The organism is Pseudaestuariivita atlantica (assembly GCF_001205715.1).
Classification (GTDB): Bacteria; Pseudomonadota; Alphaproteobacteria; order Rhodobacterales; family Rhodobacteraceae; genus Pseudaestuariivita; species Pseudaestuariivita atlantica.
The window spans coordinates 189,629-214,188 of record NZ_AQQZ01000007.1 but is presented as its reverse complement, the minus strand read 5'-3'; the positions used below and the strand labels follow the sequence as shown (position 1 = coordinate 214,188).

Annotated in this window: 24 protein-coding genes; 13 read left to right on the top strand and 11 right to left on the bottom strand. The window is 67.9% G+C overall.

Annotated features, from left to right (window positions below):
• Nucleotides 1-8 precede the first annotated feature (8 nt).
• Nucleotides 9-1,970: a M10 family metallopeptidase C-terminal domain-containing protein gene (locus tag ATO11_RS15780; protein WP_050531868.1), complete on the top strand. Its 1,962-nt coding sequence runs from the start codon at nt 9-11 to the stop codon at nt 1,968-1,970.
• Between the two features lie 48 nt (nt 1,971-2,018).
• Complete coding sequence (locus ATO11_RS15775) at nt 2,019-4,340, top strand: M10 family metallopeptidase C-terminal domain-containing protein (protein WP_242601438.1); 2,322 nt, start codon at nt 2,019-2,021, stop codon at nt 4,338-4,340.
• A 7-nt stretch (nt 4,341-4,347) separates the two neighbouring features.
• Here the strand turns inward: ATO11_RS15775 and ATO11_RS15770 are convergent, their stop codons facing one another.
• Genes ATO11_RS15770 through ATO11_RS15755 form a run of 4 tightly spaced genes read right to left on the bottom strand, consistent with a single transcriptional unit; the run spans nt 4,348 to nt 6,567 of the window.
• On the bottom strand, nt 4,348-4,662 hold the full coding sequence (locus ATO11_RS15770; RefSeq protein WP_050531866.1) for a putative quinol monooxygenase: 315 nt from the start codon (nt 4,660-4,662) through the stop codon (nt 4,348-4,350).
• 14 nt (nt 4,663-4,676) lie between these two features.
• Nucleotides 4,677-5,237: a hypothetical protein gene (locus tag ATO11_RS15765; RefSeq protein ID WP_134643140.1), complete on the bottom strand. Its 561-nt coding sequence runs from the start codon at nt 5,235-5,237 to the stop codon at nt 4,677-4,679.
• 35 nt (nt 5,238-5,272) lie between these two features.
• The gene (locus tag ATO11_RS15760) at nt 5,273-5,938 is read right to left on the bottom strand and encodes an alpha/beta hydrolase (protein ID WP_050531864.1); all 666 of its coding nucleotides are present in this window, start codon (nt 5,936-5,938) and stop codon (nt 5,273-5,275) included.
• Entirely contained in the window at nt 5,935-6,567 is a 633-nt protein-coding gene (locus tag ATO11_RS15755; RefSeq protein ID WP_082176378.1) for a DNA-3-methyladenine glycosylase family protein, read from the bottom strand. Before ATO11_RS15755 ends, ATO11_RS15760 begins: the two co-directional genes overlap by 4 nt.
• 276 nt (nt 6,568-6,843) lie before the next feature.
• Between ATO11_RS15755 and ATO11_RS15750 the strand changes: the two genes are divergently transcribed.
• Nucleotides 6,844-8,061: an MFS transporter gene (locus ATO11_RS15750; RefSeq protein WP_050531863.1), complete on the top strand. Its 1,218-nt coding sequence runs from the start codon at nt 6,844-6,846 to the stop codon at nt 8,059-8,061.
• Between the two features lie 4 nt (nt 8,062-8,065).
• Here ATO11_RS15750 and ATO11_RS15745 read toward each other — a convergent pair whose 3' ends face one another.
• From ATO11_RS15745 to cimA, 3 genes are read right to left on the bottom strand one after another with little or no spacing between them, the layout of a single operon-like run.
• Nucleotides 8,066-8,812 carry a squalene/phytoene synthase family protein gene (locus ATO11_RS15745; protein WP_050531862.1) on the bottom strand — a complete coding sequence of 249 codons (747 nt, stop codon included), beginning with the start codon at nt 8,810-8,812 and terminating at the stop codon, nt 8,066-8,068.
• Nucleotides 8,809-9,522 (bottom strand): class I SAM-dependent methyltransferase, encoded by a 714-nt coding sequence (locus tag ATO11_RS15740; protein WP_050531861.1) that lies wholly within the window; start codon nt 9,520-9,522, stop codon nt 8,809-8,811. Before ATO11_RS15740 ends, ATO11_RS15745 begins: the two co-directional genes overlap by 4 nt.
• A complete protein-coding gene (cimA, locus tag ATO11_RS15735; protein WP_050531860.1) occupies nt 9,522-11,138 on the bottom strand; it encodes a citramalate synthase in 1,617 nt (538 codons plus the stop codon). The genes ATO11_RS15740 and cimA overlap by 1 nt, the downstream gene beginning before the upstream one ends.
• Before the next feature lie 159 nt (nt 11,139-11,297).
• Between cimA and ATO11_RS15730 the strand changes: the two genes are divergently transcribed.
• Nucleotides 11,298-11,642 (top strand): MmcQ/YjbR family DNA-binding protein, encoded by a 345-nt coding sequence (locus ATO11_RS15730; RefSeq protein WP_050531859.1) that lies wholly within the window; start codon nt 11,298-11,300, stop codon nt 11,640-11,642.
• A gap of 449 nt (nt 11,643-12,091) precedes the next feature.
• Here the strand turns inward: ATO11_RS15730 and mgrA are convergent, their stop codons facing one another.
• Nucleotides 12,092-13,159, bottom strand: coding sequence for an L-glyceraldehyde 3-phosphate reductase (mgrA, locus tag ATO11_RS15725; RefSeq protein WP_278044299.1), 1,068 nt, complete (start codon nt 13,157-13,159; stop codon nt 12,092-12,094).
• Nucleotides 13,160-13,275: 116 nt separating this feature from the next.
• Between mgrA and ATO11_RS15720 the strand changes: the two genes are divergently transcribed.
• Nucleotides 13,276-13,692: a VOC family protein gene (locus tag ATO11_RS15720; protein WP_050531858.1), complete on the top strand. Its 417-nt coding sequence runs from the start codon at nt 13,276-13,278 to the stop codon at nt 13,690-13,692.
• A gap of 6 nt (nt 13,693-13,698) precedes the next feature.
• Here ATO11_RS15720 and ATO11_RS15715 read toward each other — a convergent pair whose 3' ends face one another.
• Entirely contained in the window at nt 13,699-14,721 is a 1,023-nt protein-coding gene (locus tag ATO11_RS15715) for a LacI family DNA-binding transcriptional regulator (RefSeq protein ID WP_082176376.1), read from the bottom strand.
• Between the two features lie 104 nt (nt 14,722-14,825).
• On the opposite strand from ATO11_RS15715, the gene ATO11_RS15710 reads away from it, so the two are divergent.
• Genes ATO11_RS15710 through ATO11_RS15690 form a run of 5 tightly spaced genes read left to right on the top strand, consistent with a single transcriptional unit; the run spans nt 14,826 to nt 20,782 of the window.
• A complete protein-coding gene (locus ATO11_RS15710; protein WP_050531857.1) occupies nt 14,826-16,355 on the top strand; it encodes a tripartite tricarboxylate transporter permease in 1,530 nt (509 codons plus the stop codon).
• Nucleotides 16,352-16,816 (top strand): tripartite tricarboxylate transporter TctB family protein, encoded by a 465-nt coding sequence (locus ATO11_RS15705; RefSeq protein ID WP_050531856.1) that lies wholly within the window; start codon nt 16,352-16,354, stop codon nt 16,814-16,816. Before ATO11_RS15710 ends, ATO11_RS15705 begins: the two co-directional genes overlap by 4 nt.
• A 40-nt stretch (nt 16,817-16,856) precedes the next feature.
• The gene (locus tag ATO11_RS15700; RefSeq protein ID WP_050531855.1) at nt 16,857-17,825 is read left to right on the top strand and encodes a tripartite tricarboxylate transporter substrate binding protein; all 969 of its coding nucleotides are present in this window, start codon (nt 16,857-16,859) and stop codon (nt 17,823-17,825) included.
• Nucleotides 17,826-17,882: 57 nt separating this feature from the next.
• A complete protein-coding gene (gene sauS, locus ATO11_RS15695; protein WP_050531854.1) occupies nt 17,883-19,286 on the top strand; it encodes an acylating sulfoacetaldehyde dehydrogenase in 1,404 nt (467 codons plus the stop codon).
• Nucleotides 19,283-20,782 (top strand): AMP-binding protein, encoded by a 1,500-nt coding sequence (locus ATO11_RS15690; RefSeq protein ID WP_050531853.1) that lies wholly within the window; start codon nt 19,283-19,285, stop codon nt 20,780-20,782. The genes sauS and ATO11_RS15690 overlap by 4 nt, the downstream gene beginning before the upstream one ends.
• Before the next feature lie 24 nt (nt 20,783-20,806).
• Here the strand turns inward: ATO11_RS15690 and ATO11_RS15685 are convergent, their stop codons facing one another.
• Both ATO11_RS15685 and ATO11_RS15680 read right to left on the bottom strand, forming a co-directional pair.
• Complete coding sequence (locus ATO11_RS15685) at nt 20,807-21,322, bottom strand: 2,4'-dihydroxyacetophenone dioxygenase family protein (RefSeq protein WP_050531852.1); 516 nt, start codon at nt 21,320-21,322, stop codon at nt 20,807-20,809.
• 10 nt (nt 21,323-21,332) lie between these two features.
• Nucleotides 21,333-22,037, bottom strand: coding sequence for an SDR family NAD(P)-dependent oxidoreductase (locus ATO11_RS15680; RefSeq protein WP_050531851.1), 705 nt, complete (start codon nt 22,035-22,037; stop codon nt 21,333-21,335).
• Between the two features lie 120 nt (nt 22,038-22,157).
• On the opposite strand from ATO11_RS15680, the gene ATO11_RS15675 reads away from it, so the two are divergent.
• Genes ATO11_RS15675 through ATO11_RS15665 form a run of 3 tightly spaced genes read left to right on the top strand, consistent with a single transcriptional unit; the run spans nt 22,158 to nt 24,557 of the window.
• A complete protein-coding gene (locus ATO11_RS15675; RefSeq protein ID WP_050531893.1) occupies nt 22,158-23,339 on the top strand; it encodes a pyridoxal phosphate-dependent aminotransferase in 1,182 nt (393 codons plus the stop codon).
• A 58-nt stretch (nt 23,340-23,397) separates the two neighbouring features.
• Complete coding sequence (locus tag ATO11_RS15670; protein WP_050531850.1) at nt 23,398-24,219, top strand: isocitrate lyase/PEP mutase family protein; 822 nt, start codon at nt 23,398-23,400, stop codon at nt 24,217-24,219.
• Between the two features lie 5 nt (nt 24,220-24,224).
• The gene (locus ATO11_RS15665; protein ID WP_050531849.1) at nt 24,225-24,557 is read left to right on the top strand and encodes a TfoX/Sxy family protein; all 333 of its coding nucleotides are present in this window, start codon (nt 24,225-24,227) and stop codon (nt 24,555-24,557) included.
• Nucleotides 24,558-24,560: the final 3 nt, after the last annotated feature.

The window sequence follows — 24,560 nt, the reverse complement described above, 5'->3', positions numbered from 1 at the left end:
GGGACCAAATGCTTTCGAATGACCTGTTGTCGCTGGTGGGCGACGCGCCGCATTATCGCTGGAACATCGCGGCGCCGGTGGGCACGCCCGTCGTCATCACCTACAGCTTTCCGACCGAACCGGCGGATTACGACTTCTCCAGCACCTCGACCACGTTCGCCGCGTTCTCCTCCGCGCACCAGGTGCATATCCGCACCGCGCTCGACACCTGGGCAGCGGCCTCGGGCATCACCTTCGTCGAGGTCCCGCCGGGCGAAGGCGACATCCGCTTTTCCATGTTCGACATGACCGGGCTCAACAATTCCGCCGGGCGGCAATTGTCGGGCTATGCCTATTACCCGTCGATCTGGTGGTTCACAGATTCCAACGGCAACCCGACCGAATACAACGTCAACCACGACACGATCGGCGGCGACGTATTCCTCAACTCGAACTACTACTTCGCCAGCGCCGCCTCCATCGCCCCCGGCCAGCGCGGCTACTCGATCCTCCTGCACGAGATCGGCCACGCGATCGGCCTCGAACACCCGTTCGAGGGCACCTACACGATCGACCCCGCGCGCAACAACGGCACCTACACGGTCATGGCCTACGACCGCCCTCGCTCCACCACCGAACTGGGGATCTATGACCTCGAAGCGATGGAGTACCTCTACGGACCGGACAGCGCCTCGCTCACCGCCTCCTATGACGCAGTGCTGGACGCAGTCCTGATCGACGCCCCCGACATCCCGAGCTGGCTGCTCGCGGCATGGGACGGCGCGAACGTCCTGACCGGCGGCGCGGGCGACGATACCCTGCTCGGCGCGCGCGGCAACGACACGCTGATGGGCGGGCCGGGCGACGATTCAGTCCGCGCCAACGAGGGCGACGACCTGATCTATGACGGACCCGGCGCCGACACGCTGGAAGGTGGCTACGGCAACGACACCGTCATGGTCATGGCCGACGCGGCCGGCATCGAAATCGTGGCGTCATCGTGGTCGGGCACCATCACCCGTCCGGGCGGAGATACCGACCTGCTCGCCTCGGTCGAGACGATCATGGTCACGGGATCCGAGGGGATTTACGCGAGTGCCGGGGGCGTCGACATCCATGGCGGAGGTGGCGACGACACGATGGTCGCCTCGCTCGACGGCGCGATGCTCGACGGCGGGGATGGCAACGACATCCTGTCGACCCTGCGCTTTGTCGATGCGACGCTGATCGGCGGCGCGGGCAACGACACGATTGACGGCAATTCCGAGGACGACGTGATCGATGGCGGCGCGGGAGACGATGTCATCAATGGCGGCGACGGCAACGACATGATCGAGGCCGGTTCCGGCGCGGACGCGGTCGATGGCGGCGGCGGCTACGACATCGCCACCTTCTTCTCCGCCACCCGCTCGGTCCGCGTCGACCTGCAGAACCCCGCGATCAGCTTCGGCGACGCGGCGGGCGACAGCTATACCGGGGTCGAGGAGTTCCGCACCGGCGACGGCATCGACCAACTGCGCGGCGATGCCGGCGACAACATCTTCCGCACCGGCGGCGTATCCGACCGCCTCTATGGCCGCGCCGGTGACGACCTGCTCTTCGGCGAGGCCGGGGCGGACGCGTTCTACGGTGGTCTCGGCGCCGACACAATGACGGCGGGCGACGATGCAGGCCGCCGCGACCGGTTCATCTATTTCAACGCGGTCGAGTCGGGCGTCGGCGCGGGCAACCGTGACGTCATCACCGATTTCGTACCGGGCGAGGACCGGATCGAGCTCAGCCGCATCGACGCCGACCTCACGCAGGGCTTCAAGCAAGCCTTCCAATTCATTGGCGACAATGCCTTTTCCGGCACCGGCGGCGAGCTGCGCTTCGAACAACAGGGCGGCATCACGTTGGTGCAGGCCGACCGCGACGGCGACGGCCTCGCGGATTTCGAAATCGAACTGACCGGCACGCACACGCTGACAGCGGGCGATTTCCTGATCTAGTCTGCGCGAGACTGGCCTTTGCCCTCCGAGTAACAAGGATCTCTTTTGATGGACGCCTATATTTTAGAACCTGTTTTCTCGAACATTGTGAGGATCAACGGTGATGAAGGCGGGACGTTGCCCGACACAATCGTCGGTGCCGACCGACCGATTACCGGCCAGTACGAGATAACCGCGACTTTGACACTGGCGGCTGGTGGGACCCCAGAGGTATTTGGTCCGGTTATTGTCGACTTCGACAGGTCCAGCTTTTCGCTTGTTGATATCAACATTCCGGCGAATTCTCTTTCAGTCGGGCTCTATGACGTTGTTCTCGAGATCGAGCCGGTCAACGGCACGATCGACGATGATCCTTCGAACAACATTCGAGAGGTACGGCAGGTTGAAATCTGGGAACCGTTTACCGACGCCTATATCCAGCCGCCGAACTCCAATGCCATCTGGCCGATCTACGCCGACCAGGGCGGGACCCTGCCCGACGGGTTCATCCGCTCGGACACGCCGATCACCGGGCGCTATGAAGTAACCGCCACGCTGACACTAGAAACCGGAGGCCCGCCCGAAGTGTTCGGCCCGGTGGTCGTGGAGTTCAACGGCTCGGGGTTGGCGTTGGCGCAGATCATGATCCCCGCGGATGCGCTGGGACTTGGCGTTTATGATGTCGTGATGGCGATCGAGCCCATCGACGGCACGATGGACGACGACCCGACGAACAACGTGCTGGAGGTGCGGCAGGTGGAAATCCTGCCCCCCCGCCCCGACCTGACGCTGATCGAGGGCACCACAGAATTCGGCAGCGCCCCGGTGGGCGTTCTATTCGAGATTAGTGCGCAAATCACCAATAACCGCAATTTCACCGACACGCCCGTGATCCGGTTCTACCTGTCGGATGACGAGGTGCTTGACCCCCTAACCGACACTTTCATCGGCTCGGTCCGCGACGTGACCTTCGCCGGGATGGAGACGCAGACCGTCACAGTGGAGTCGTCGCTGGGCTTCGACAGTATTGGCACCGGCTTCGTCATCGCCGATGTCGAATCGGCCACCGTGGGCCGCGAGCAGGACACGTCCGACAATATCGGCGTCGTGGGAACGCTCACCATCACAGATGCGGTCCCCGATCTGGAGCCGTTCTACGTCGAGCCAATGGCGTTCTGGGCCGCCGATCAGTCGCTGGCCGGTTGGCGCGTGCAGTTTATCAATGACGGGTTCGGCGATTTCAGCGGCGCGCTGCGGGTGGAACTGTTCGCCTCCACCGACGGCACGATCAGCGTCGACGACGTGCAATTGGCGGACGTGACCACCCAGCCCTTCACGCTCGCATCTCGCGACCACACACTGGTCTCCGACGCCTATACCGACCCGGCCCAGTTCTATGCCATCCACCTCGAATCAACGCTGCGCGGGGTCGAGGTGCAATACCTCGTTCGCCTCACCCCCGCCGACGGCGCAACGCCGGATTACGACCCGACCAACAACGTGTTGCAACAGGCGTGGTCAAGCACGATGCGCGACAACAACGTCCCCTTCTTCTTTCTCGCAGACGGTGGCTTCGAGGATGGGTCAATGCTGAACGACTGGATCGTCGGACAGTCAGGAGATCAGAGGCTCGACGGGCGGTTGGGCGACGATCTCGTGCAGGCCGGGCCGGGCGATGACACGCTGCAAGGTGGGCCGGGCGATGACACGCTGGTACCCGAAGCGGGCCAGGACCAGATCGATGGCGGGCCCGGTCTCGACACTGTCAGCTACCGCAACGCCGAGGGCCGGGTGCTGGTGGACTTGCAAACCGACGTCTCAAGCGCAGGCTACGCGCGGTTCTTCGACGAGGGCGCCGGCGATGGTGATCTCTTTACCGAGATCGAAAACGTAATCGGTTCGAACCAGGCCGACAACCTGCGCGGCGACGGCGCGGACAACGATCTGCAAGGCGGCGGCGTCAGCGATCGCCTTTATGGCCGCGCCGGCGACGACACGCTCGATGGTGGAGGGGGAGCCGACGCCATCTACGGAAACCGCGGTGCGGACATGATGACAGGTGGATTTGACGGTATTCGGGATCGCTTCATCTATTTCCAAGCCAACGAGTCAGGCGTCGGCGCAGGCAACCGCGACGTCATCACCGATTTCGAACCGGGCGAGGACCGGATAGAGCTGTCTCGCATCGACGCCGACCTCACGCAGGGCTTCAAGCAAGCCTTCCAATTCATTGGCGACAATGCTTTTTCCGGCACCGGCGGCGAACTGCGCTTCGAACAACAGGGCGGCATCACGCTGGTGCAGGCCGACCGCGACGGCGACGGCCTCGCGGATTTCGAAATCGAACTGACCGGCACCCACACGCTCACCAGCACCGACTTCCTGATCTGACGGGGGTTCAGTCAGTCAGGCCGCGCGGGTTCATCCCGTCATGCTTGCCGATCTCGCGGCGCAGGATCTCCACGTCCGACAGCGCGTTGCGGAAGGTGTCCATGTGCGGCGCCCTGGCATGCGCGGCCAGCGCCTCCTCGTCGCGCCACTCCTCGTAGACGCGGAAGGTCCCCGGCTTCTCCACGTCCTCGTAGAACGCGTACAGAAGGCAGCCCTCGTCATCGGAGCGTGTCGCCTTGGCCGCGCGCGCGGCGGCCACGCGAAAGGTCTCGGCATCTTCGGGTGCGACCTCGATCACCCCGGTCACCACAAGTACGTCCATCCCGGCTCCTTTCCTCACTCGACCTCGGCCGCGCGCGCCTCCTCGACGCTCCGCCAGCCCTCACGCTGGCACAAGTTGGACCGCCCGCCCACCTTGTCCAGCGCCAGCGCGGGTGGGGAGGAGAAATACCACCGCGCCATGTCGTACAGGATCACCGCAAGGCACAGGTCGGAAATCTCCCGCATCGTCCCGGTTTCGACGGCGATCACGTTCAGCGCCTTCTGCGCGCCATCGCTGTTGCGCGTCAGCGGCACGCGGAAGAGGGCAAAGTTGCTCGCCGGCCCCAGCCGCGCCAGTTCGCGCCGCAGAACCTGTTCCAGAACGTGGCCCTCGGCATCCTCCGGCGCATCGAAATCGGCAAGGAACATCACGTAGACGTCGAGGTCGAACAGGTCGCGCCCCGGCTCGGCCGCAATCGCCCCCCGCCCCGCATCGAGGTCCGACAGTAGGATTTCCAGAAAGGCCCGGTTCGACCGCCAAAGACGCAGCGCGAATGGCCGCTCCAGCGCCGCCTCAAGGGGCCGCGCGGCCCCGGTCGGGGCCACGCCCTGCGAGGGCGCTTGCGTGGCCAGCATCAGCACCGCCGCACACAGCAGGGCGGCGCGGCGTCTCACAGGCCCAGCTGGTCGCGCATGAAGGCCAGCGCGACCGACAACCCGTCCGGCGCGATCCCGTGCGCCGTGCCCTTCATCACGTGGGCATAGACATCGCGGAACCCCGCGCCCTGCAGCGCCTCCACCGCCTGCGGAAGCGAGGCAGGCGGCACCACGTCGTCCATGTCGCCATGCACCAGCAGCACCGGCATCCGGCTCACCGTCTCGTCCGCCAGCAGTTCCGGGTAAAGCAGACGCCCGGAAAAGCCCACGATCCCCGCGACCGGGTCCTCGCGCCGGGGCGCGACATGCAGCGACATCATCGTGCCCTGGCTGAACCCGAACAGGCAGACCTGTTCCGGCAGCAGGTCATGATCGACCATCAGCGCGTCAAGAAAGGCGTTCAGGTCCGCCGCCGCCGCGTCCAGCCCCCGCGCCGCCTCTTCCTCGGACGATCCGTCAAGCCACGGGATCGGAAACCACTGGTATCCTCCGGGAAAGCCGGGGATCGCCTCGGGCGCGTCGGGGGCGACGAACAGCGTGTCGGGCAGATGCGGCGCCAGCGGATCGGCCAGCCCCAACAGGTCCGCCCCGTTCGCGCCGTACCCGTGCACGAACACCACCGCCGACCGGACCGAGCCCGATTGCGGCCCCCGCGTTTCTGCCTGCAAAACCCGTGTCACCGCACACCCTCCCGGTTCTTCGCCACGCGGTAGTAGGCCCAAAGCGCCCGCGCCGCAACCGACCGCCACGGCGCCCAATCCTCGGCAATCGCCCGCATCTCGCGCTCCCCTGGCCGCTCCGGCAAATCCAGCATCAGCCGCGCGCCCTCCTGCAAGGCCAGGTCGCCATGGGCAAAGACATCCGCGCGACCCAGCGAGAACATGGCATAGATCTCCGCCGTCCACGTCCCGATCCCCGACACCTGCGTCAGCGTGTCGATCACCCGGTCCGTCGGCGTGCTGCGCAACCCGTCGAAATCGATCCCCGCTTCCGCCAGTGCCCGCGCATACCGCACCTTCTGACGGCTGAGGCCCAACCCGCGCAACGCGTCGTCCGACGCCGCCCAGATCGCCTCCGGCGTCACCATGCCCGCGCCCTCCAGCCGCCCCCAGATCGCCGCCGCCGAGGCGACCGACACCTGCTGGCTCACGATCGCGCTCAGCACCTGCGCAAACCCGTCCGGGCGGCGCCGCAAGGGCAAGTCGCCACAGGCATCCAGTACCGGCACGAATACCGGCACCTCCGCCCGCAACCACGCCACGCCCTCGCGCACGCAGGCATCCGTCTCGATGATCCGCCCTATTCCCATGCGCCGGACCCTACCCGCTGCCAAACCCGAAACACAACGCCACCCGAACACACGCCGCCCGACATCTTCTTCTCTTCGAAAATATGTCCGCCGGAGGCTCCCACACCCTCCTTCCATCCCACCGCCCGCAATGGCGCAGATCCTGCGCGGCGACCCGTAGGACGGGTGCTCGCCACCCGTCGCTTCGCACCCGGCAGGGGGACCTTGTAGGTCGGGTGCTCGTCACCCGACAGGCGCACCTTGCCCCTGCCCGCCGCCCGCGCTACGCCTCGGCGCATGAGTGCCGCTCCCACCTCCGCACGCCGCAACGTGATCGTGCTCGTCATGGCGCAGGCCATCCTCGGTGCGCAGATGCCGATGATCTTCACCATCGGCGGGCTGGCGGGGCAATCGCTGGCCTCCAACGTGTGTTTCGCCACCCTGCCGATCTCGCTGATCGTGCTCGGCTCGATGCTGTCGGCCAACCCGATCTCGATGCTGATGCAGCGCCGCGGGCGGCGCGCGGGCTTCCTCGTGGGCGCTGCCGGAGGCGCGCTTGGCGGCGCCGTCGGCGCCATCGGGCTCTACACCGCCTCCTTCCCGATCTTCCTACTGGGCAGCCTCCTGACCGGCATCTACATGTCGGCGCAGGGCTTCTACCGCTTTGCCGCCGCCGACACCGCAACGCCCGAATTCCGGCCCAAGGCCATATCTTACGTCATGGCAGGCGGCCTCGCCGCCGCGATCCTCGGCCCGCAACTGGTCAAGGCCACGTCGGACGCCTTCGTCATCCCCTTCCTCGGCGCCTACCTCGCGGTGATCGTGCTGAACGTCGCGGGCTCTGCACTGTTCGGCCTCATCCGTATCCCGCCCCCGTCCGACGCCTCCGACGATCCCTCGCAGGGCCGCACCCGCTGGCAGCTGATCACCACGCCCCGCATCGCCGTGGCGGTGATCTGCGCGCTGGTGGCCTACGCGCTGATGAACCTCGTGATGACCTCCACACCGCTCGCCGTCGTAGGCTGCGGTTATACCAAGAACGACGCCGCCGACATCGTGTCGGCCCACGTGCTGGCGATGTTCGCGCCGTCCTTCTTCACCGGCCACCTGATCGCGCGCTTCGGGGTCGAACGCATCGTGACCCTCGGCATGGCGATCCTCACCGGCGCGGGGCTGGTGGCGCTGTCGGGCGTCGCGCTCGAAAACTTCTTCGTGGCGCTCATCCTGCTGGGGCTCGGCTGGAACTTCGGCTTCATCGGCGCAACTGCCATGCTCGCCGCCGCCCACACGCCCGCCGAACGCGGCCGGATGCAGGGCCTGAACGACCTGATCGTGTTCGGCGGCGTGACCGTCGCATCGCTGTCGTCAGGCGGTCTGATGAACTGCTCGGGCGGCGACCCCGTCGAGGGCTGGACGGCGGTGAACCTCGCCATGACGCCCTTCCTCGTCCTCGCCTTCGGTGCGCTCCTTTGGCTGGTCCTGTACGAACGCCGCGGCGGCACCGCCTCGGCCTGATCCGTCAGACGCGCCAGGCGGCGCGCGCCAGCGACAGCGCGCTGCGCATGGGTCCGGGCGCCAGCCGCCCCTCCGCCACCGCGCCCGGATCCCGCACCGCGCGCTCCAGCAAGGCCCGCGTCTGCCACCCCGCCAGAAGCGCAATCCGCACCGCCGGTGATCCCTTCGGCCCAGCGCGCCATGCCTCCAGCGCCGCCCGCGCCATGTCGCGCACCGCCTCCGGCCGCCCGTCGATCAGCGGCACCCGCCCCCGCGCCTCCAGTTCCGGCACCGCCCGAAGCCATTGCGCAACGCCCATGGCGCCGCCCCGCCGCGCGGCGATCTCACCATCCTCCGCGCCCAGCGCCTCGGCCGCGACCCGCATCAGCAGCCCCGATGTATCCGCCAGGTAGGCTTCCAGCGCCGCCTGGTCCGCGAAGGGGTCGCGCGCGATATCGGCCCGCCGCGCCGCGACCAGCGCATCCAGCGCCCCCGCCTGCGCCCGCGTCAGCACCCGCGCCAGTGGCGAGACCACCTCGTGCCGCCGCACCACGCCGCCTTCTGCAATCTCGCCCAACGCGTCGCGCCACCATTGCAGGCGCATCTCGGCGATCATCGGCTCCTGCGTCACCCATGGCGCGCGGCTCACCTCGATGTTGAACGCATGCAGCGGGAACAGCACCTCCCGCGCCGCGACCGGGGCCGCCATTACCGCGCGGAACCGCTCCGGGTCGCCGCGCTCCACCAGTTCCGCGCAGGCCTCGACGCTCATACCGGCCTCACGAGGCTCAACAGGTAGCCACATTCGCGCCGGTGCGCCCGCCACAGCTCCGCCTCCCGTGCACCCGCATCCAGCACCTCGGTCAGCGCCGCATCCGCCCCGTCCCTGAGCGCCGCGATCCGCGCATCGAGCGGCGTGTAATAGGCCTCCCACGCCGCATCGCTCACCACCCGTGTATCAAGCGTCTCGTACCCCGCCGCTCGTACCCGTGCGTCGATCCCCGCGGCATCGGTGATCGCCGGGTATTCCGCCCACATCTCCCGCGCCCCTTCGCTCGGGTCGGCGGTGAACCAGCAGAGTTCGGAAAAGGCGACCTTGCCACCCCGCGCCAGCGCCCCGCGCCACGCCTGCAAGCCTTCGGTCACCCCAAGGAAATAGAGCGCCCCCGCGCACCAGATCAGGTCATAGGGGCCATCCAGCGCACCCATGTCGCCCTCGATCACCCGCACCCTTGGCTCGTCGGCCCAGCGCGCCCGCGCCTCTGCCACGAACCCCGGATGCCGCTCCACCGCGTCCACCCGCGCGCGCGGCGCGGCCTCCAGTAGCGCCCCGATATCCGCCCCCGGCCCGCAGCCCGCGTCGCAAATGACAGCACCCGGCGGCAGCCCGGCCAGCCCCGTGGCCCAGGCCACCTCCGCCGCCTCGCCCGGCCCCTCGCGCGGCAGATCCCGGTGCAGTTCGAAAAACCGCGCCCGGTCCATCACACCGGGGTCGCGCCGTCGCGCACCAGCTTCCACGTGATCGCGTCCAGCAGCGCCTCGAACGAGGCGTCGACGAGGTTCGCGCTCACCCCCACGGTGGACCAGCGGCGGCCCTTGCCATCCTCGCTGTCGATGATGACCCGCGTCACCGCCTCGGTCCCGCCTTGGGTGATGCGCACCTTGAAATCGACCAGCCGCAGATCCTCGATCGCCTGCTGGTAGGGGCCCAGATCCTTCGCCAGCGCCTTCGACAGCGCGTTAACCGGGCCGCGGTCATTGCCGCTTTCATCCATCGACTCGCTGACCGACAGCTTCTTCTCGTCGCCCACCTTCACGACCACCACCGCTTCGGACAGCGACACCATGCGGTCGTACTTGTTCTTCCTCCGCTCCACCGTCACGCGGTAGCGCTTGACCTCGAAGAAGGCGGGCAACAGGCCCAGCTCCCTTCGCGCCAGCAACTCGAACGAGGCCTGCGCCGTGTCATAGGCATAGCCATCCGCCTCCCGCGCCTTCACGACGTCAAGGATGCGGCCCAGCGCCGGATCGCCCGGATCCACCTCCAACCCCGCATCCGCCAGCCGCTTGCGCAGGTTCGATTGCCCCGCCTGGTTCGACATCGGGATGATGCGCGCATTGCCCACCACGCCCGGATCGACATGTTCATAAGTGGCCGGGTCCTTGGCGATGGCCGAGGCATGCAGCCCCGCCTTGTGCGCGAACGCGCTCGCGCCAACATACGCCGCCTGCTTCTGCGGCACCCGGTTCAGGATCTCGTCCAGAAGGCGCGAGGTGCGCGTCAGCCCCGCCAGTGCGTCCTGCGTGATCCCGGTCTCGAACAGGCTCGCATAGGGCTCCTTCAGCATCAGCGTCGGGATCAGCGAGACGAGGTTGGCGTTGCCGCACCGCTCCCCCAGGCCGTTGAGCGTACCCTGCACCTGCCGCGCGCCCGCCATCACGGCGGCCAGCGACCCGGCCACGGCAGTCTCGGTATCGTTGTGGGTGTGAATGCCCAGCCGGTCCCCCGGCACTCCCGCCGCGATCACCTCGCCGGTGATCCGCCCGATCTCTTCCGGCAGCGTGCCGCCATTGGTGTCGCACAAGACGATCCACCGCGCCCCCGCCTCCATCGCCGCCCGCAGGCAGTCCAGCGCGTAGCCGGGGTTGGCCTTGTAGCCGTCGAAGAAATGCTCGGCATCGAACAGCGCCTCGCGCCCGTTCTGCACGAGATGGCGCACCGAGTCGCCGATGGCCGCCACGTTGTCCTCCAGCGTCACGCCCAGCGCGTCGGTGACGTGGAAGTCATGCGTCTTGCCCACGAGGCAGACCGCCGGCGTGCCCGCGTTCACCACCGCCGCCAGCACGTCGTCGTTCTCCGCCGACCGGCCCACGCGCTTGGTCATCCCGAACGCCGTCAGCGTGGCGTCGAGCTTCGGCAACGCCTCGAAGAACGCGCTGTCGGTGGGGTTCGCCCCCGGCCAGCCGCCCTCGACGTAATCCACCCCCAGCGCGTCCAGCGCGCGGGCGATCTGCACCTTCTCCTCGGTCGAGAACTGCACGCCCTGCGTCTGCTGCCCGTCCCGCAGCGTGGTGTCGTAAAGATAGACCCTGTCCATGCCCCCCCTTTCCCCCAGCCGGACGCACAAGACAAGGGGGTCGGCCCGCCCCGTCCCTTCTTCTCTTTGACAAATATGTCCCCCGGAGGGTCGCTCCGTCGCCCCTCCCGCCCCCCGGCAGGCTCGCACCACGGGCGGAAATCTGCTAGGATAGCATCCATGTCGCGCGATACCGTGAACCAGATCTGCAGCAGCTTTCCGGGGGCGGAATGGTCCGACCCCTGGGGCGGCGGGCACGATGCGTGGAAGGTCGGCACCAAGATGTTCGCCTGCATGGGCATCGCCAATGACGGCGTGTCGGTGAAGACCTCCTCGATCGAGATCGCGGAACTGATGATCGACACCGGCGATGCCGAACGCGCGCCCTATTTCCACAAAAGCTGGGTGCGCCTTCCCTTCAACGCCGATCCCGACTTCCTGCGCAAAACGCTGGAGACGAGCTACGACCTCGTCCGCGCCTCGCTCACGAAACGCGTGCAGGCCTCCATCCCGCCCCGCACCTGACCGCGCCGCGCAACGACGGGCCCTGGACCGGCGACCCGACGGTCACTTCCGGGCCCTTTATCCCAGCCATCCCGCACTAGCTGCGAACGACGCGCAAACTTCCACCAAATCGCCGGGCCGAGGGAGGGCCCGTCGATGCGCGGCGGCCTCCGGCCTTGATTCCGCGCGAACCTGAGCAGAGATGCGCCCCACACCGGCACCCCCCAAGTACATAGTCGGATCAAAGCGCCGCCCAGCCGCGCCGCCCTTGTCCCCAACCCCACGCCAAGCCGCGCGGCGACGGGACCTGGACCGGCGACCCGACGGTCATTCCCGCGCCCTTTATCCCCGCCACCCCGCATTAGCTGCGATCGGCGCGCCAACACCCACCAAATCGCCGGGCCGTGGGAGGGCCCGGCGATGCGCGGCGGCCTCCGGCCTTGATTCCGCCCCCCCCCGGCAGCGCAAGCTCACTCCGTCTCGGACGACCGGGCCCACAGGTTGATGCCTTCATCCTGCGCCAGCCGGTCGATCTCGGCCAGTTCGGCGTCAGAGAAGTCGAGGTTCCGAACCGCGCCCGCGCAATCCACGATCTGCGAGGCCTTCGACGCCCCGATCAGGGCCGACGTGACCCGGCCTCCCCGCAGCACCCATGCAAGCGCCATCTGCGCCAGCGTCTGGCCGCGCGCCTCTGCCATCCCGTTCAGCCCCCGGACCGAGGCCAGCGCGCGCTCGCTCAGCATCTCGTCGCGCAGCGACTTGCCCTGCGTCGCGCGGCTGCCTTCGGGGATGCCGCCCAGGTACTTCTTCGTCAGGATACCCTGTGCGAGCGGCGTGAAGGCGATCGACCCCACGCCCGCCTCCTCCAGCGTGTCCAGCAAACCGTCCTCCTCCACCCAGCGGTTCAGCATGTTGTAGGACGGCTGGTGGATCACGCAGGGTGTGCCGAGGTCCTTCAGGATCGCCACCGCCTCCCGCGTCCGGCGCGAATTGTAGGACGAGATGCCGGCATACAGCGCCCGCCCCGACCGCACGATGTGGTCGAGCGCCCCCATCGTCTCTTCCAGCGGCGTCTCGGGATCGAAGCGGTGGGAATAGAAGATGTCGAAGTAATCGACCCCGCACCGCGCCAGCGACTGGTCGCAGGACGCGACCAGGTACTTGCGGCTGCCGAACTCTCCATACGGCCCCGGCCACATCCGGTAGCCCGCCTTGTTCGAGATGATCAGCTCGTCCCGCAACCCCGCGAAATTGGTCCTCAGGATCTCTCCGAAGGCGACCTCCGCCGACCCGGCGGGCGGGCCGTAATTGTTGGCGAGGTCGAAATGCGTGATCCCGTGGTCGAACGCCGTACGGCACATCTCCCGCTTGGTCTCGTGCGGCGTGTCCTCTCCGAAATTGTGCCACAATCCCAGCGAGATCGCGGGCAGCTTCAGCCCCGACCGCCCGCAACGGCGGTACTGCATGCGGTCATAACGATCCTCGGCGGGGGTGTAGTCGGACATGAAGGCGGGGCGCGGCGGCAAGGTATGGGTCATGCCACACCGATACCGCAGTCCGCACCCGCCCGCCACCCGGTCCACAGGATTGAATCCCGGCACCGCCTTGCCTAGTGTCCCCGGCACCGCCGCCCCGTCCGACCGGAGAGCCGCACATGATCGCCTATGTCACCGTCGGGGCCGACGACATTGCCGCCGCCCGTCGCTTCTACACCGCCTTCCTGCACGCGCTCGGTTATGACCTCGACGAAGGGCCGGAAGGGCTCAGCTTTGCCCTGCCCGTCCCGGCGGGCGAAAGGCCGGTTTCGCCGGATTTCTATGTCAAGCCGCCCTTCGACGGGCAGGCCGCGCGCGCCGGGAACGGCACCATGACCGCGTTCGAGGCCCCTTCGCAGGCGCAGGTCCGCGCCCTGCACGCCGCAGCACTCGCCGCCGGTGGCAAGGATGAAGGCGCTCCGGGGTTCCGTCCCGATTACGGCCCGCGCTTCTACGTGGGCTACCTGCGCGACCCGCAGGGCAACAAGATCGCGCTGTTCTCCAGCAACCCGAACGAGCCGGGGCGCGACGACTGACGCGCCCTACCCCGCGCCGCTCGTCCGGCGCACGATCAGTTCCGGCATCACCAGCGCCCCCACCTCGGCCTCCGCGCCCGAGGTGATCAGCTGCACGATGGCATCCGCCGCCTTGGTGCCGATGGTGCGCGCCGGGATGCGCACGGTGGTCAGCGACGGTTCGAAATCGCGCGAGCCGTTGAAATCGCCGATCCCCGTCACCGCCATCTCTCCGGGCACGTCCACGCCATCCCGCGACAGCGCGTGCAGCGCGCCCCAGGCCAGCACGTCATTGCCGCAGATCAGCGCCGTGGGCCGCTCTTTCGCCGTGATCAGCCCCCGCACCGCCGACTTGGCCGAGGCCACGCTATAGGGCGTTTCCAGCCGCCAGAGCGTGTCGATGGCGCGGCCTTGCGCCTTCAGGGCATCGGTCACGCCGCGCATGCGCCCGCTGGCCCGGTCATTGCCGTCAAGCGGCGGGAACAGCGCCGCGATGCGTTCATGGCCCAGCGCCGCGACATGCTCCCCGATCAGGTACCCCGCGCGGTAATTGTCCGACCCGACGCAGGGCAAGGGCGCCTCCGCCGAATGGTTCCACAACAGAAGCGCCGGGATGTTCTGCTGCGCCAGAAGCTCATAGGTATCCGCCGAATGCTCGATCCCGATCAGGCCGATCCCGTCCACCCGGTGTTCGAGCATCTTCCGCGCCAGCGCGTATTCCCGTTCAAGGCTGTAGCCGTGAGAGGCCAGAAGGATCGTGAACCCCATCTCCTCCACCGCCGACGAGAAACTCTGGATCAGCTCGGCAAAGATCGCCTGGTCGATCGTCGGCACGATCACCCCGATCGTCCCGCTGCGGATGCCGTGGATCGTCTGCGCCGCGCGGTTGCGGATATAGCCCAGCCGCCGCACCGCCGCGTCGATTTTCTTGCGAGTCGCGGGCTTGACCAGTTCGGGGTGGTTGAAGCTGCGCGACACGGTCGACGGCGACACCCGCGCCGCCTTGGCCACGGCCAGTATATCGGCCTTTTGTTTCGCGTTATCAGCCATCTGCGACCCGTTCCTGCGCCAAAAATGAAAACATTTGCAAAACTATTTTCATCACTTACCCTCACATCTCAATCGCGACAAGCTGCGTTTGGGGAGGATACGGCTTGGAGTTCATCTACTATTTCGGCGACGTCTTCACGCCGTTCAACTTCATGCTGCTTCTGCTGGGGACGGTCGGCGGGCTGATCCTTGGGGCGACGCCGGGCCTGTCGCCCACGATGGCCGTGGCGCTCCTGATCCCCTTCACCTTCCGGCTGGAACCGGCCTCGGGCCTGATCCTGCTGGGCGCGGCCTATACCTCCACCGTCGCGGGCGGAGCGGTCAGCGCGATCCTGCTGAAGATACCCGGCGCCCCCGCAAATATCGCCACCACGCTCGACGGACACACGATGGCCAAGAAGGGCGAAGGCGCGCGGGCGCTGCAACTGTCCTTTATCGCCTCCGCCGTGGGCGGCGTCTTCGGCGTGCTGCTCCTGATCTTCCTCACACCTCTTCTGGCGCAATGGGCGCTGGCGTTCGGCCCCTCGCACCTCTTCTGGCTCGCGATCCTTGGTGTGACGATCATCGGCTCGCTCGATTCCAGTTCGGTGGTCAAAGGGCTCCTGTCGGGCTGCATCGGCCTCTGGCTCGCGACCATCGGGTTCGACGACATCATGGGCGCGCAGCGCTTCATCTTCCATTCCAGCGTCTCGGGCGGGATCAATGTGATCCCGGCACTGATCGGCCTCTTTGCCATCCCGCAGGTCATCACCATGTTCGCCAAGGGCCGCGCGCGGCTTGATGCCGAGGTTCTGTCGGTCGAAAAGCACCCGATCTCAAAGGCTTTCCGCGAAGTCTTCAACCGCTTCCGCGCCCTCAGCATCGGCACGATCACCGGGTCGATCATCGGTCTGATCCCCGGCGTGGGCGGCCAGATCGCGGGGCTTGTCGCCTATGACCAGGCCAAGAAGATGAGCCCCGAACGCGGCAAGTTCGGCACCGGCCACAGCGAAGGCGTGATCGCGGCGGAAAGCGCCAACAACGCCATGGTCGGCCCCTCGCTGGTGCCTCTGCTCACGCTGTCGATCCCCGGCTCACCCACCGCCGCAGTCCTGCTGGGCGGCCTCTTGATCCACGGCATCTTCCCCGGCAGCGACCTCTTCGACAACTACCCCGAGGTCGCGTGGACCTTCATCAACTCGATGCTGATCGGGCAGATCCTGATGTGCATCTTCGGCCTCTACATCGCGGGGCTGGCGGCGCGCGTCGCACAGGTGCCGAACAACGTGATGGCCGCCGTGGTGCTGGGGCTGGCGGTCTTCGGCAGCTACTCGGTCCAGAACTCGATGGGTGACGTCTACATCATGATGGCGCTCGGCACGGGGATGTTTTTCCTCGAACGCTTCGGGTTCTCGGCGGCGCCGCTGGTCCTTGGCCTCATCCTCGGCCCGATTGCCGAGGCGAACTTCATCCAGGGCTCCATGATCGCCAATGCGACCTCGTCCATCGGCAGCTACTTCTTCACCGGCCCGCTGAACCTCCTGCTCATCGGCATCGTGGTCGCCTCGGTCGCCTATTCCGGCTGGATGGAACTGCGCAGCCGCCGCTACACGACCAAGGACGACGCGGTCGCCAAGGAAGAGGCGCTGTCATGACAGACCTGCCCCGCAACCAGCACATAATCGCCAGCGGCCTCGTCGCCGCGGTGGGCGTGACCGTCGCCTATATCTCCTACACCGCGCAACCGGCGGCGGCGTTCCTGTTCCCGCGCATCATTTCGACCGTGTTCGTGGTGCTGGCGCTCTGGACCTTCGGCAAGGCGCTCCTGGGCCGGACCAAGGTGGGCAACGGCCTGTCGGCCACGGCAATCCGCAACATCCTGCCGGGCCTCGTGGTGGCGCTGGTCTACGTCTTCTGGGCGGCGCAGACGCTGGGTTTCTACACCGCGTCGACCATCACCTTCTTCATTCTCGTCACCCTCTATGACCCCGCCCCCCACGGCGAGGTCAAAAGCTGGGTCCGGCGCATCATCATCACGGCGGGCTTTCTCGCCGTCATGTACGGCCTCTTCGCGATGCTACTCAATGTCTTCACACCGCGAGAGATCTTCTTCTGAACCGCAAAAGCGGCAGAGCACATTCCAAGGGAGGAAAACCATGAAGAACCTTATTGCAGCCGCGTCCATCGCCCTGATGGGCCTGACCGGAGCCGCCGCCGCCGACGGCCACGCCAACTATCCCGAACGCCCGATGATGCTGATGGTCAGCTACGGCGCGGGCGGGGCGACCGACTTCCAGGCGCGGATCGTGACCATGACCGCGGGCAACGACGACGCGCTGGGCATGCCCATCGCGATCATCAACAAACCCGGCGCGGGTGGCCGCGTGGGCTGGAACTGGTTCGCGACGCAGGCCGAAGCGGACGGCTACACGCTTGGTGCCTACAACATCCCCCACTTCATCGCGCAGTCGATCGAAGGCGGCGTGGAATACGGTGCCGACAGCTTTGAACCCATCGCCAACTGGGGTGCCGACCCGGCCGTCTTCGTCGTGGCCGCCGACAGCCCGTTCAACTCGATGGCCGATGTGGTGAACTATGCCAAGGAAAACCCCGGCGGGCTGACCTTCTCGGGCGCGGGCCTCTTCGTGGGTCACCACATCGCGGCGCTGCAGCTTGAAAAGGCGGCGGGCGTGAAACTGGCCTACATCCCCAACAGCAAGGGCGGCGCGGGTGCCATGAAGGCCGTGATCGCGGGCGAAGTCCTCGGCGGCGTCAACAACCTGTCGGACGCGTTCCGCGCGCGTGAGGCGGGCAACGTCAAGATCCTCGGCGTGTTCGACCTGGAACGCAACGACTTCCTGCCCGACGTGCCGACGATGATGGAGCAGGGCTATGACATCGACAACGCATCGGTCAACTTCCGCGGCGTGATGGTGCCCAAGGGCACGCCCCAGCCGATCATCGACAAGCTGGCCGAAATCGTGCCGACGATGTTCGCCAATGGCCGCGTGGCCGGCAAGATGAAGGCCGGTGGCAGCCCGATGCACATCATGAACCGCGCCGAAGTGCAGGAAATGTGGGCAGCGCGCGAGAAAACGCTGAAAGAGCTTCTCGCAGGCCTTTGACCCGAACCGGCGGTGCGCGGATCGTCCCGCGCACCGCACCCTTTCACAGGACATGACATGACCGCGCCCGATCCCCTCACCGAACTCGATGCCATCGTCGCCCGCGCCCGTGCCGCGCAGGCCCGGTTCGAAGCGGACGGGTCGCAGGAACGGTATGACCGCGCGGCTCAGGCCGTGGGCTGGGCCATCATGGAGCCGGGCCGCAACCGGCACCTCGCCGAACTGGCGGTCGACACCACGGGCCTCGGCAACGTGCCCGACAAGATCACCAAGAACCACCGCAAGACGCTGGGCCTTCTGCGCGATATCCAAGGCGTCGCGACCTTCGGCGTGATCCGCGACGACGCCGCGACCGGCATCACCGAAATCGCCCGCGCCAAGGGCGTGGTCGGCGCCATCGTGCCTTCGACCAACCCCGCCGCGACCCCCGCCAACAACATCATCAACGCGCTGAAATGCGGCAATGCCATCGTGGTGGCTCCGTCTCCGAAGGGCGTGGCCAGCTGCGAGACGCTGATCGCCTACATCCATGCCGAGTTCGCCAGGATCGGCGAAGACCCCGACCTCGTGCAGATGGTCCCCGCGCCGGGCTCGAAAGAGAAAACCCAGCGCCTGATGGAGACCTGCGACATGATCGTCGCCACCGGCAGCCAGAACAACGTGCACCGCGCGCAGACCGCCGGCACCCCCGCCGTCGCCGTGGGCGCGGGCAACGTGACCGTCATCGTGGACGAAACCGCCGATCTGGCCGCCGCCGCCGAGAAGATCCGCGCCTCCAAGACCTTCGACAACGCCACCTCCTGCTCGTCCGAGAACGCGGTGGTTGTCGTCGACGCCGTGCGCGACGCCTTCATCGCCGCCATGGCCGAGGCTGGCGGCGCGCTGGTCGAGGATGAAGCCGCCATCGTCGCCGCCCTCTGGCCCGACGGGCACCTCAACCGCGCCGCCATCGCGCAGGACGCCGACAAGATGATCGCGGCCCTCGGCCTCGACGGTCGGGTGCCGGCGGGGACCGAATACATCGCCGTCCCCACCTCGGGCATCGGCCCCGACCACCCGCTGTCGGGCGAGAAACTGAGCCGCGTTCTGGCGCTTTATTCCGCCAAGGACTTCGACGACGCCGTGCGCATCGCCCGCGAAATCCAGCTGCACCAGGGCGCGGGCCATTCCGTGGGCCTGCACTCCACCAACCCCGACCGCCCCATGGTGCTCGCCACCGCGATCCCCACCAGCCGCGTGATCGTCAATCAGGCGCATACCTTCGCCACCGGCGGGTCGTTCACCAACGGCATGCCGTTTTCGCTGTCCATGGGCTGCGGCACGTGGGGCGGCAATTCGGTGGACGAGAACGTGCACTGGAAGCACTTCCTGCAATCCACCAAGATCGTTCGCGAAATCCCCCCGCGTGAGCCCAGCCTCGACGACATCTTCGCCGACTACTGGGCGCAGGCCGGAAAATGACTGTCGCCGCCGACACGCCGCCCGGCGGAACCGTCCGGGACTGGCTGGCGCGGCGCGCCAATGCGGGCGGTATCGCCTTCGTCTTCCCCGAAACCGACACGTCGATGGACTGGGCCACCCTTCAGGACCACGCACTGGCCTTCGCCCGCCTCCTGACCTCGAAAGGTGTCGCCAAGGGGGACAGCGTCGCCATCGTCTCCCCCAACAGCCGCGAAGGGCTGGTGGCCTTGTACGGTGCGCTCGCGGGCGGGTTCCGGGCGACCATGATCAACCTCGCCGCCGGGCGGGACGCCATCGCCTATGCGCTCGACCATTCCGGCGCGCGCTTCGCCTTCGTCCACCCCGCCTGTGCCGAGATGTTCGCTACCGCCAATGCCTCGGGCGTCACGGCGCTCGACCCCTCCGAACAGGCCGACGCGACGCTGCACCCCGTCACGCCCGCTGACCACGCCCTTCTGATGTATACCTCCGGCACAACGGGCCGGCCCAAGGGCGTACTGCACTCCCATGCGAGCCTTCTGGCGGGCGGCTGGACCACCACCATCGCCCACGCGCTGGGGCCGTCCGATCGCGGCTTCTGCGTCCTGCCCGTCTACCACATCAACGGCCTCTGCGTGACGATCATGGGCGCGCTTGTCTCTGGCGGCTCCCTCGCCGTCGTGTCGCGCTTTTCCGCCTCGCAATTCTGGGATCAGGCCGCGCGGGCGGGTGTGACGTGGTTCTCCGCCGTGCCCACCATCATCTCCCACCTCCTGCATGGCGATGCCGAACCGGACGAGGCCTGCCGCGCCCGCCTGCGCTTTGGCCGCTCCGCGTCGTCGGCCCTCGCGGTCGAGACGCAATCCGCCTTCGAGCGCCGCTTCTCAGTCCCCATCATCGAAACCATGGGCCTGACCGAGACCGCCGCGCAGATCCTGTCGAACCCCCTGCCCCCCGGCACCCGCAAGATCGGCTCGCCCGGCACCGGCTTCGGCTGCGAGGTCGAAATCCAGGGCCCCGACGGCACCCGCATCAATGACGGCACCGAGGGCGAGATCGTCGTGCGCGGACCCAACGTGATGCTCGGCTACCTCGACAACCCCGACGCCACCCGCGCCACCTTCCGCGACGGCTGGCTGCGCACCGGCGATTTGGGCCGGATGGACCCAGACGGCTACATCTTCGTCACCGGTCGCCTGAAGGAGCTGATCATCAAGGGCGGCGAAAACATCGCCCCGCGCGAGGTGGACGAGGCGCTCTACACCCACCCCGACGTGATCGAGGCCGCGGCCTTCGCCCGCAAATCCGACCGCTACGGCGAAACGGTCGAGGCGGCGGTGCGCGTGCGCGACGGCTCTCCCGTCACCGATGCCGATCTCAAGGACCTCTGCCAGGAACGCCTCGGCACGTTCAAGACGCCCGACGTCGTGCATTTCCTCGACGAACTGCCGAAAGGCCCGTCTGGCAAGATCCAGCGCCTCAAACTCGCCGACCTGATCGCCGCGCCCGCGCTGTGAGCCTCCCGCGCATCCGCGCCGCGCCTAGCGCACGAACTGCTCCACGTACTCCTCGCCCAGACCGACGCTTGCGTAATGCGCGCGGCACATGTCGATCTTGGTGAAGACGTCCTCGTATCCCAGGACCTCGCCGTAGGGGTCGACGTAACACATCACCCCGTTCACCTGGAACAGCGTGATCATCTCCTCCACGCCTTCCGGCACGACCAGCGTATGCGTCTCGCCCGGTGGTTCGAACACGTATCCGCCCTCTTCCGCGACCCAGTCGTGTTCAAGGTACTCCCACCGCCCCTTCAGCACGAAGCCGTGCACCGGTTGCGGATGGCGGTGGCGCGACAGCACGCCCGATTTGCGCACGCGCAGCAGGTTCACCCAGTACCCCTGCGACCGCGACAGGCACAGGGGCCGGAACCACACGTTTTCCGCCTGCGGCACCCACAGGCGTTCGTCCTCGGGCACCGCGTTCGGCACCACGATCTCCTCCAGCGCGTCCTTCGGAAAGGGCAGCTGGTAGGGCATCAACGGGTTTTCGTCCTTCATCGGGGTCTCCTCACATCGCCATGTAGCCACCGTCGACGGGATAGACCGCCCCGGTGACGAAACTCGCCTCTTCGCTCAACAGCCACGCGACCAGCGCGCCGACTTCCGCCGTTTTGCCCCAGCGCGCCATGGGCGTGCGGCCAAGGATGCCCGCCTCCCGCGCCGGGTCTGCGCGCAGGCCCTCGGTCATCTCCGTCTCGATCCAGCCGGGCGCGACCGCGTTCACGCGCACTCCGTCCCCGGCCCAGCGACCCGCCAGCGCCTTGGTCAACTGCGCGACACCGCCTTTCGAGGCCGAATAGGCCGGCACCAGCGGCCCGCCGAAGGTCGACAGCATCGAGGCCGTGGTCACGATCGCCCCGCTTGATGCCGCGAGCAACGGGTGCGCCGCAAGGCAGCAGCGCATCGTGCCCGTCAGGTTGACCGCGATCACCTGCTCGAACACGTCGATGTCGTATTCCTCGCCCCGCCGCAGGATGCCCGCGCAGGTCACCAAGCCATCCAGCTGGTCGAGCCCGCCGAAGAACTCCCCAACCGCAGCGCCATCGGTCACGTCCAGCACCTCGGCCCGCGCGCCTTCGGGCGCGTCGAACCCGGCCACCTCGTCGCCGGAGGCGCTGACCGCAATCACCCGCCAGCCATCGGCGGCAAGCCTCTGCACCACGCCCGCGCCGATCCCGCGCGTGCCTCCCGTGACCACCGCTGTCCGCGTCATCGCGTCTCCTCCCTCGCGCCGACGCTAGCCTTGTCCGAGACGCGCATGCAAGGGCGCGGCGAGGGGTTGCCCCGCCCCCGGCGCTCAGGCACCAAGGACGCGCGCACGAACGAGGTCCCCATGCAGCTCAGCCACCGCATCACCCACCTGCTCGACGGCGGCTCCGACGGGTGGGAGGTCTTCAACCGCGCCCGCGCCATGATCGCCTCGGGCACGCCCGTGACCGAGCTGACGATCGGCGAACACGACATCCGCACCGCCCCCGCGATCCTCGACGCCATGCACCGCGCGGCAAAGGCGGGGCATACTGGCTATGCCTCGGTCCCCGGCACACCCGCCCTGCGTGACACCATCGCCGCGCGCGTGACCGACCGGACCGGCGTGCCGACCACGCGCGACAACATCCTCGTGACGACCGGCGGGCAGGCAGCACTCTTCGCCGCCCACATGGCGGTGCTGGATCCCGGCGACACCGCGCTCTTCGTCGATCCCTATTACGCCACCTATCCCGGCACCCTGCGCGCCGCGGGCGCCGTGGCCCGCGCCATCCCCACCCTGTCGCGACACGGCTTCCAGCCGCAGACCGATGCGCTCGCCGCCGCCGCCCCCGGCGCGCGGTCGCTTCTGGTCAACACCCCCAACAACCCCACCGGCGCTGTCTATTCCGCCGCCACCATCGACGCGATCTGCGATACCTGCCGCAACCACGACCTGTGGCTCATCTCGGACGAGGTCTATTACACGCAGGTCTGGGACGGCACCCACATCACCCCCCGCGCGCGTCCCGGCATGGCCGACCGCACGCTCGTCGTGGGCTCGATGTCGAAAAGCCATGCCATGACCGGCTCGCGCGTCGGCTGGATCGTCGGCCCGCCGGACGTCATCTCCCACCTGATCGACCTCTCCACCGACACGACCTATGGCGTGCCCGGCTACATCCAGGACGCCGCCCTTTTCGCCCTGAACGAAGGCCGGGCGCTGGAAGAGGAAATCGCCGCCCCCTTCCGCCGCCGCCGCGCGCTGACCGAAGCGGCGCTTGCCGGCCAGAACGCCGTTCGCCTGATCCCCGCCGAAGGCGCGATGTACGTGATGCTCGACATCCGCGCGACGGGCCTCAGCGGCGAGGAGTTCGCCCACGCCCTCCTCGACACCCACCAGATCGCGGTGATGCCGGGCGAAAGCTTCGGCCAGTCCGCCGCCGGCCACCTGCGCGTCGCCATGACGGTGGACGATGCCAGCTACGAGGCCGCCCTGCGCACCCTCGTGGCCTTCGCCGCCGACCGCGCCCACGCCTCCGCCTGACGCTCCCTTGCGCGATTTTGCGGTTCCCACCCGCACGCGCCGCGCCTAACCTCGCCCCATGAAAGATGATCCCGGCTCCCGCTTTCGCGCCCTGCATGTCCGGGGCCAGCCGCTTGTCATGCCCAACCCGTGGGATGCAGGGTCGGCGCGGATGATGGCGGCGATGGGGGCACAGGCGCTCGGCACCTCGTCCGCCGCGCTCGCCTTCACGCTGGGCTATACCGACGGCCACGGGATCGACCGCGACACCCACCTCGCCCACGCGCAGGACCTGGTCGCCGCCACCGGCCTGCCCGTGTCGGGCGATTTCGAAAACGGCTATGGCGACGCGCCCGAGGACGTGGCCGACATCGTCCGCCTCGCCGCCGAGGCAGGTCTCGCCGGCATCGGGATCGAGGATACCGCGCTCCCCGGCACCGCGCCCTACCCGTTCGACCTCGCCGTCGAACGCATCCGCGCCGCGCTTTCCGCCGCCCGCGCCCTGCCGCGCGACTTCGTCGTGACCGCCCGCACCGATGTCGTCCTGCTGGGCACCGCCGACGCGGACGAGGCGCTGCGCCGCCTGCAGGCCTTTGACGAGGCGGGCGCAGATTGCCTCTATGCCCCGATGGGCAGCGGCATGGACATACAGGCCCGCATCTGCGCCACCTGCCGCGCGCCGGTGAACGTGCTCGTCACCGGCGCGTTTGCGGCAGAGAGCCGCGACAGCCTCGCCCGGATCGGGGCCGCGCGCATCTCCTTCGGATCGGGCGCCCTGCGCGCGGTGGCCCAAACCCTGCACGACGTCTCTGCCGCGGCCCTCGGCCCCGAAGGCCGGTTCGATCCGCTCGCCCGCGCGCTGCCGTTTGCCACGCTCGACCCGATGCTGCGCGGGTCCTGACGCCGATGACCGGCGCGCCCGTCTCCTCCCTCCGCAATCTCGGCCCCGCGATGGACGCCACCTGCGCCCGCGCGGGCATCCACTCAGCCGAGGAATTGCGCGAGATCGGCGCCGACGCCGCCTATGCCCGCCTGCTCGCCACCGGCACCAAACCGCATTTCATCGGCTATTACGTGCTGCACATGGCGCTTCAGGGCCGCCCGTGGAACGATTGCAAGGGCGAGGAAAAGAAGGCCCTCCGCGCCCGGTTCGACGCGCTCAAGGCCGCCTCCACGCAGGACGGCACCGGCCGCATCGAACAGGCCCTGAACGAGATCGGCACCGGCCTGCGCCGGTGACCA